Origin of the sequence: Streptomyces sp. URMC 126 (assembly GCF_051386555.1) — a bacterium.
Lineage (GTDB): Bacteria > Actinomycetota > Actinomycetes > Streptomycetales > Streptomycetaceae > Streptomyces.
On the sequence record NZ_JBPQTX010001468.1, the window covers coordinates 1 to 228 of the forward strand.

A 228-nucleotide genomic window follows, 5' to 3' on the forward strand; every position below is an offset into this window, starting at 1 on the left:
CCCGCAGTGGCACCGAGCTCGTGGCGTACACCGCCGCCATCCACGACGAACTCGGCGACGACGTGTACTGGGCCGAGCGGACGGTCCGCGCCCTGGGCGGCATCGAACACCACGTCGTACCCGCCCAGGACACGGCCATGACGTTCGACGGGATCGACACCCTCGCCGACCTCCTGGACACGCCCAGCATCCTCACCGTCGACCGCAACCGCCGAATGCGCATCGTGG

The 228-nt window shown here is 69.7% G+C and carries 1 pseudogene; it reads left to right on the plus strand.

The features are described from left to right. Positions 1-228, plus strand: a pseudogene (locus ACSNOK_RS36700) (lasso peptide isopeptide bond-forming cyclase); the annotation flags it as partial.